This window comes from Wolbachia endosymbiont of Mansonella perstans, from assembly GCF_020278605.1.
Lineage (GTDB): Bacteria > Pseudomonadota > Alphaproteobacteria > Rickettsiales > Anaplasmataceae > Wolbachia.
In genome coordinates, this window is sequence record NZ_JACZHU010000018.1 from 1 (window position 1) to 7,713 (window position 7,713).

General features: G+C 33.6%; 7 protein-coding genes. 1 reads left to right on the plus strand and 6 read right to left on the minus strand.

Annotation, left to right across the window (positions count from 1 at the left end; genetic code table 11):
- Positions 1-1,022 precede the first annotated feature (1,022 nt).
- From IHO13_RS01745 to IHO13_RS01760, 4 genes are all read right to left on the minus strand, one after another.
- The gene (locus tag IHO13_RS01745; protein ID WP_225537993.1) at positions 1,023-1,340 is read right to left on the minus strand and encodes a hypothetical protein; all 318 of its coding nucleotides are present in this window, start codon (positions 1,338-1,340) and stop codon (positions 1,023-1,025) included.
- Positions 1,341-2,076: 736 nt separating this feature from the next.
- A complete protein-coding gene (locus IHO13_RS01750; protein ID WP_225537994.1) occupies positions 2,077-2,403 on the minus strand; it encodes a hypothetical protein in 327 nt (108 codons plus the stop codon).
- Positions 2,393-2,689 (minus strand): hypothetical protein, encoded by a 297-nt coding sequence (locus IHO13_RS01755; RefSeq protein ID WP_225537995.1) that lies wholly within the window; start codon positions 2,687-2,689, stop codon positions 2,393-2,395. Before IHO13_RS01755 ends, IHO13_RS01750 begins: the two co-directional genes overlap by 11 nt.
- Before the next feature lie 409 nt (positions 2,690-3,098).
- Positions 3,099-4,451, minus strand: coding sequence for a pyruvate dehydrogenase complex dihydrolipoamide acetyltransferase (locus IHO13_RS01760; protein ID WP_225537996.1), 1,353 nt, complete (start codon positions 4,449-4,451; stop codon positions 3,099-3,101).
- 215 nt (positions 4,452-4,666) lie between these two features.
- On the opposite strand from IHO13_RS01760, the gene IHO13_RS01765 reads away from it, so the two are divergent.
- On the plus strand, positions 4,667-4,906 hold the full coding sequence (locus tag IHO13_RS01765; protein WP_255586062.1) for an SH3 domain-containing protein: 240 nt from the start codon (positions 4,667-4,669) through the stop codon (positions 4,904-4,906).
- A 98-nt stretch (positions 4,907-5,004) separates the two neighbouring features.
- Here the strand turns inward: IHO13_RS01765 and IHO13_RS01770 are convergent, their stop codons facing one another.
- Together IHO13_RS01770 and IHO13_RS01775 are read right to left on the minus strand one after the other, a co-directional pair.
- Complete coding sequence (locus IHO13_RS01770; protein WP_225537998.1) at positions 5,005-5,523, minus strand: WBM0748 family T4SS-associated protein; 519 nt, start codon at positions 5,521-5,523, stop codon at positions 5,005-5,007.
- 155 nt (positions 5,524-5,678) lie between these two features.
- On the minus strand, positions 5,679-7,616 hold the full coding sequence (locus tag IHO13_RS01775; RefSeq protein ID WP_225537999.1) for a hypothetical protein: 1,938 nt from the start codon (positions 7,614-7,616) through the stop codon (positions 5,679-5,681).
- Positions 7,617-7,713: the final 97 nt, after the last annotated feature.

Sequence of the window (7,713 nt, forward strand, 5' to 3'; positions counted from 1 at the left end):
AAAACTTGTATTTGGCGTATTATTGTTTAATTTTTTGCACTATGTGCACTGCATGTCTTTTTAAAACTTCGGGTTTTTACCCATACAAGCTGAAACGCGCTTATAAGTCGTTTAGGACATCACCCAACGCCGGATTTTAAAATAGAGAGTGGAGTAACTAGCTAACTTGAGATTTTATTGTCTTTTTTTTCTGCTTGGCAAATTTCTTAAATATTATAGCTTAGATTAGTTGCGTTTAAAAGTAGCTAAATTGCAGCGTTTAAGAGATAAAAATGCCAACACTAAAAATAAATACTGACCAGGGTTTCTTTTACCTTTTTTTATTTGGTAAGTTTCTTAGATATTTATTACTAAAGCAGTATCCTGGATCTCAGTGTCAGCTACTTGGATGACAAGAAAGGGGGCACTGGGATGACAAGAGAAGGAGGAGTTGGGGTGGCAGGAGAGAAGGCTTGTATGACAACTAAGGGCTATTTTGCATGACACCCTTCTAACCTCAACTATGGATTAGAGATAAAAAAGAGAAAGAATATCAATGGTTTGTAAATTAAAACATCTGCAATAAAAAAGCTAATGGGCACCTAAATTTAAGCAGTAGGCATCTTAAATGCTCAATCAATTTAGTAAGACTCAAGAATTTCAATGGTTTAGCCATATAAGTATGCAATGAACTGCCATTTTTAAGTCTGATTGAGCATGATTCAAAAAGTCAAGATTTTTAATAATTTATCAAAATCCAATCCATAGTTGGGGTTTCTGGTAGGCTAAAATCAAGATTTTCATGCAGTTATGAACCTTACCCAGAAAAAACAGAGAGAGTTGGAAATGCTTTTTACACAAAGAACGATACTAATAAAAAGGATTTTATTCCATTTGAGGTATAGAATTATCATAAATTTTCTTGTTATCTCCAAACGGAATGATATTAGTTCAGTTTTGCTAAAAACTTAAATGATATAACCATTTCCAGCAACCAAAACCAGTTATCGTGAGAAGAATTTTTTTTGGATTGATTGTTGGTTCTATAGATCAATTTGTCTCTTTCCTTCATTGTTTTTCCTTTCTTCTACAAGCCTCTGAATGTAATCGCCTACAATTCTTTGTTCTCTTCTGTCAAATTTATCAATTTTTGAGCTATCTATTGTACTTACTAAGTCTGTAGTTATTTGAGTAAACTGCTCTTTTGTTAAATCTGGTTTGTTGAGATTTGTTTCTAGATTTTGTAATTTGTCGCTCTCCATGATACAAGAATCATTTAGGTAATTTGCTACTTTCTGTAAGTATTCTTTACTACCTTCATACATTCCATGGTTGTTGACGTTCTTAACTAGAGTATGCAAATATCCTTTTATATTTTCAAAAGATTTTAATAACAGCCTCTGATGGTTGAAAGGACGGTTTACTATTTGTGGTAGGCTTTTGTGTCTGGCCTTTCTCAAGGCTCTTAACCTTTGTTTCTAGCTTAGCAACCTCTCTTTTAAAGTCAATTAAATTGCTTTTTATGTTTTCACTTAGCTCTCCAACTTTTTTCTCAGTGCTGGAACTTTTTATTCTGGTTTCATTTTCACTAACTTTTGCTTCTATGGTAGCGATCTTTTTACTGTTAGCTTCTCTCCTCTTATCTATAATGCTTTTGTTAACTTTTTCTCTCTTTTCTAATTTATCTAAGGCTCGATTTTCTCGCTTTAATTTATTTAGTTCCTCCTAAGAATGATTTGCTCTTTTACAAGCTGGTCCGTCTTGAAGGTAAATTAAATAGCTCTTTCAGGTTATGGCTTAACTTCTTACCGGTACTTTAAACAGCTTTAATCTGCTCTTTTAGTACATTAATACCTGTTTTACTATATTTGCCTGAGTCACGCTCTAGCCCTATTAGCTATGCTCTAGCTAAAAGCTCTTTAGATCTTTTTGTTAAGTACCTAATTTCTGCACTATCAATAATGTTGTCTTTGCTGCTCGTTTCCTGTTTTTTTCTGGGAAATCTTCCCTTGGCGTGTATTTGACATACGTTTGTTGGCTGAAGATTCTCATCTTGATCATGTTTGGCTTTTCCTCTTAATTCAGCCGTTTTATTTCTTAACTCAATAAAATTATTTTTAAACTTTTTACTAATCCTTTTACTCTTTTTACAACCGTAAGTACGAGCTTACCAGCCTCAGAACTTTTATCTGGTGCTTTATACCCATCACTTCTGACCTTTGTTTCTAATTTGTCAATCTCTCTTTCGAATTTGTTCGAGCTACTTTCTACATCTTTGTCTAATTCCTTGACTTTTTCTCCACTACGGAAGTTTTTAATGTTAATGTCATTCTCATTAACTTTTGCCTTCATCATTGCAATTTTTTTGTTATTGTCTGCTTCTACAGTACTTTTATTACTAGCTTTTTCTCTTCTATAATGCAATCCTCAGCCCTTCTTTTTTTAACTCATGTATTTCTTCCTTAAGCCCTTTTTGCTCTTGTATGAGTTTAATAATATTTGAAGCCGAATTAGACAGCTTTTTCAAGTTATCACTTAATTCTTTGCTAGCATTCTTAACAATATCCACTTGCTTTTTTATTGAGCTCACACTTGCATTGTCATACTTACCTTTAGCATGTTCTGTTTTCATTATTTCTACAATATTGCTAAGATTTTTAAATTTTTTGATTAGCATTGACTGTCTTACACTACGTAACCTAGTAATCATTGACTAGCAAGAACATTTGCAATCTCATCATCACATTTTTTAATATCGGCAATGTGCTTTTCAAATGGAAGTTTCAATTGCTGTTGGATGTCTTCTCAATACATTACCTAAGGTATGTTGTTGACCATTAATGGTCTCTATTGATTGTGTCATTGTGCTCTTGAATATTAATAGCTTGCTTCTTATACTCATTAATTTATTCTAAAAAGTCTTTATCTGTTTTCTTTATATTAAAAATGTTGTTAGATTTCTTCAGTTCCATAACGTTTATCTCAATTTCAATTAAATATAGTAACACTCGAATGTTAAATTTTAGTTTAATAGTAAATTCCTCTATAAACTAACCTTGGCTTTTCTTTTGCATCAGACTTTTTGGATAATCTGATATGATTTTGCAAAAAGTCAATGTCTACTCAGACTCAAGAAGCATCGCTAGGGGATTCTCTATATAATGCTTAAAGGTGTTTAAAAATCTTGCCCCAAGTGCTCCATCAACTGTTCTATGATCAACAGAAAGTGTTACCATCATTATTTCTGCTACCTCTATTTTTTCATTGATAACAATAAGCTGTTTCTTGGATGTACCAACAGCCATAATGCAAGACTGTGGCGGGTTAATTATAGCGCTGAAAGTTTTTATACCAAACATGCCTAAGTTAGAGATAGTAAACCCTCCTCCTTGAAATTCCTCAGGTCTTAATTTTCCAGATCTTGCTTTGCTTACCAGATCCTTTACTTCTTTTGATATAGATAAAATACTTTTTTTATTAGCATTTTTTACTATGGGAGTAATTAGTCCATCTTCAAGTGCCACGGCGATTGAAATATCTACATTTGCATATCTTAGTATCTTATCATCTATCCAGGAGGAATTTATATCAGGAAATTTTTTTATGCTGAAAGCCACAGCTTTTATAATTAGATCATTAATTGTTACTTTATTGTTTTCATCTGCTGAATTAATCTCGTTTTTGAGTAATATTAGTTTATCAACCTGGCAGTCTACAGTTAAATAAAAATGTGGTATATTCTGTTTAGCCTCAACCAGGCGTTGTGCTACCACCTGGCGCATGTTACTCGTTTCAACTATAACGTCTTCGCTCGATCTTTCACGACTTCCAATTTGTACACCACCATCTAAAAACTCCAATACGTCAGCTTTAATGATACGGCCATATGGACCGGTGCCTTTTAGTCGTTTTATATCCACATTTTCATTTTGAGCTATTTTTTTGGCTAATGGGCTTATTTTTATTCTGCTTCCTGTTGTTTTGGTATCTTCTTCTTCTCTGGATCCCAGTGCTTGACACTGGGATGACACTGAAGGGTTAGATGACACTGAAGAGTTGGGTGGCATTGAAGTGTTAGGTAACATTGAGGAGTTAGATGGCATTAAAGAGCTGAGTAACGTTGAAGGGTTGGATGACGCTGAAAAATTGGATAACGTTGGAAAGTGTGCTTCAATATTGGTAGTAGAAGCTGAAACATAGCTGTCAAGTGCATTGTTGTCTTCTCCTTTTTCTAGCATTAGAGCTATTGGTTGATTTACAGGCACGCCACTTGCTCCCTCCGGTACTAGAATCTTTGCCAAAACCCCTTCATCCACAGACTCGAACTCCATTATGGCTTTATCAGTCTCTATTTCAGCAATTACATCACCTACTTCAACTCTATCCTGCTCTTTTTTACACCACTTTACGATTTTTCCCCCAGTTTTGCTCATTGTTGGGGAAAGAGCAGGCATTAATATTTCTATGAACATCTATTGTAAATTAAAAATCTATTCAACTTTTAATTTACTCTTTATCTTATGTCAATCTAATCGTAAATTATGATGAATAAACCGCTTACATCATCCCAGTGCGTGACACTGGGATTTTAGTTCAAAATAGATCTACTATTATCCTATTGTTTTTGTTATTCAGTCCTAACTTATTTGCTAGCAACTTTGTTTCAAAAAAATCAAATAAAGTCAATATGAGAGCAGTACCATGGTTTCACTATCCTGTAATATGGATATACACTTGCAAAAATCTGCCCCTAAAAGTGATAGAAGAGTTTGAAAATTGGAAAAAGGTCTGTGATATAAAAAAAGATTGCGGGTGGATAAAAAGTAATCTGCTCAGTAACAGGTGCTACGCGATGATAAAAGAAGATACTTATGGATATCAAAAACAGAATATAGACAGTGAGATTACTATGAAAATAGACGAATAAGTTATAATGAGAATAGAAAAATGCAGTAAAAAATGGTGCTTCCTATCTTCCTTAAAGCATAAGGCGTGTGTGCAAAAAGAGTATATATATGGGGTTGATTAGGTTAAAAAAGGATCTTGATTGGTAGTAGTTCCCAAACCTTCTGTGGTAGGCTCTTCAGGTAAAGCAAATGGTGCATTATTGATTTCTTGAGTCTCAGGGGAACTGTTTTCCTCCGCGGAGCTGTTGCATTGCCCATAGAAGCTCCGTAACATTTTCTCAGCAGATGAATTTAAAATTTGTATAATAGACTTTTCACTCTGCTCTTTTAGCGATTGATCCATTCTAGAAATCAACTCAGAAAACTTGCTATTTTCCTTTTCAGCTTCACTTCTTATTTTATCTTCTATATTTTCAATATTATCCTGGTCAATTTCCTTTTTTGTTATGTTGAATGAATTTACAATGTCTTGGTACTTGATCTTGCATTCGCCATTTCCAGTTATACAGAGAGCAATGGAATCAGGCATTTCACTTGTAGCCCAATTGTGTATAGCGTAAGCCAAACAGTTGTCATGGTTTTTATTAATGTTAAATTGTTGTTCTATTAGCCCAGAAGTCTTATTCCTTAGAGGCATAAAGCACTCCCTTACATTAGCTGTACCTTTTTGTTAAAATGTAGCAATTAAACTGAATAGCAAATTAGTACATGATTTACTTTAATTAATTATTAAATTAAGAGGTAAGATTCATGGTGTTAAGGTACTTTAAGCTACGATTTAGAATCTTTTAGCTATAGCCCTAACAACTCTTTTCTAATTTCTTTTTTGATTGTGTTGATTATATCGGGATCAAGTTTACTTATCCAAGGATCACCAATATTTTCGATACTGTTCGGATTTTGTATTATTTCCTCAATAGTACTGTCTATTTTTTTTATCTTATTTTCGTTAAATTCATCAAGCATAGGTTTAACTTTTACATAACCAGGAGAACCTCTGCCATAGGTTTCACTACTTCTGTTGATGCAGCCACCTGCACCATATGCTCTATCAATATAGCCTACCCTACATTCTTTTACATCTTTATATTTTATTTGACCGTTTTCTATATATGCTATTTGTTTACCTTGTGTAGATGATATACCTGTTACTATTGTTGGTTCCCTTAGCTTTAATTCATCTATATGGACCTTTGTTTTCCTGTACTCCTTTCCATTATATGTTCTATGTTTACCACCACCTGCAATAGTGATTAAGTCTTTACAGTCTGCTCCGGAAGAATTTTTGCACATTTTTATAAAAGTTGGTCCGCCATCTTTATTGGATATATGGCTTGTGAGTCCGCCACCCCCTTCCATAACTTTAACTTTAATTACAGGATGACTAGGATCAATTTTTAGTTTAGCTTTAATATAATCTCCTGGTATTCCTGGTCTACTTTCAGTAGACTGAGCTTTATCAGCTATATGACCAGCTTCACCACCTCCCCACGCTTCTATTTCAACATAATCATATGGCGATAAGTCACCTGTATAACTATTCCCAAGTTCATAAGATCCTTGATTACTTTCCTCAAGTTTTTGTTTCTTATCTTTCAATTGCTTTACTATTATTTCACGCAATCCATTTTTTAAACCTGCCAAATCAAGCCTACATAATTTATCAGCATAAAAAACCTCTGTTCTGTTTGCTTTAACCGGTTGATCTTTCAATTGTGTACACTTTTGTATTTCGCCTTTTTCGTTTTTTAGTGTTTTACCATCTTTATCTTTACAATCCACTTCCTCATATCTCAAGTAAAATGATTGACCATCTTCTTTATTCAAATATTGTGTTGAGCGGCTACATGCTTCACCTGAGCAGATACAACCATCTTGACCTTGTTCACACTTTTCCTTACTCTCTCCATCTATTAATTTATATACTATCTTACATTTGTTGCAATCCTGTTTTATATCCATTTCGTCATCTTTTTCCGCAATGCAATTGTTTCTATTCGTATTTTCCTCAGGAATGGAAATATATTTCCGCTTATTGAATATTATTTTATCTAGCTCGCTCTGTGGCTTTGCCAAAACATCAGCTGTTTCGTTGCAAGGGAAATAATAAAGTTGATTCGACTCCTTTGAATAAACAGTATTATACTTAATGTACCTTGCTCCCATTGATTTTAATGATACTACCTTATTTTCTCTCTTAAGCACAAACTCTTCTGGTTCTGGCTTCCAACCAGAAAGACAGAGCATTTTTCTTTTAGAATTTTTTTGGTTCTTTACTCTCATGTACTTTACTTTTATTTTTGGCAGTCCCATATCATCTAATTCTAACTTAGTAGATTTGATTTCGTTACCTTCTGTGGAATTTGTTATACTGTAATCCTTACCATTAGGAAACTGGATCCCAACATTAGGGGTAAGCCCATATTCTTCCAAAATTGCAAGCTGAGAATTCTTTCTCAATATATCTTTTATAACATCAGTGATGTTACTTTCATCATTACTATTTTTAGTTGTTTTTTTAACTATTCTTGGTTTTACCACTCTAAAAGACCGTGGGTCAATTTTTTCCCTACCTTCACTAGCATCAAAACTGATGTTAAAAATACAATAGCCATCACTATAACTTCCATTTACTTGTTTTATGCAATTTTCTCTGCTTATCTCTATTTCTATTTTTAACGTATTTTCATTTACTACCTCCACTACCTTAGGCTCTGGAGCAGGTGGCACCGGAAAACAATTAGCAGGAAATTGTAATCTTCTTTTAGATTTCTCCTCTTCAGTACCATGGTATTCAGTGCAGAGTTTATTTTTTTTGAGTTAATAT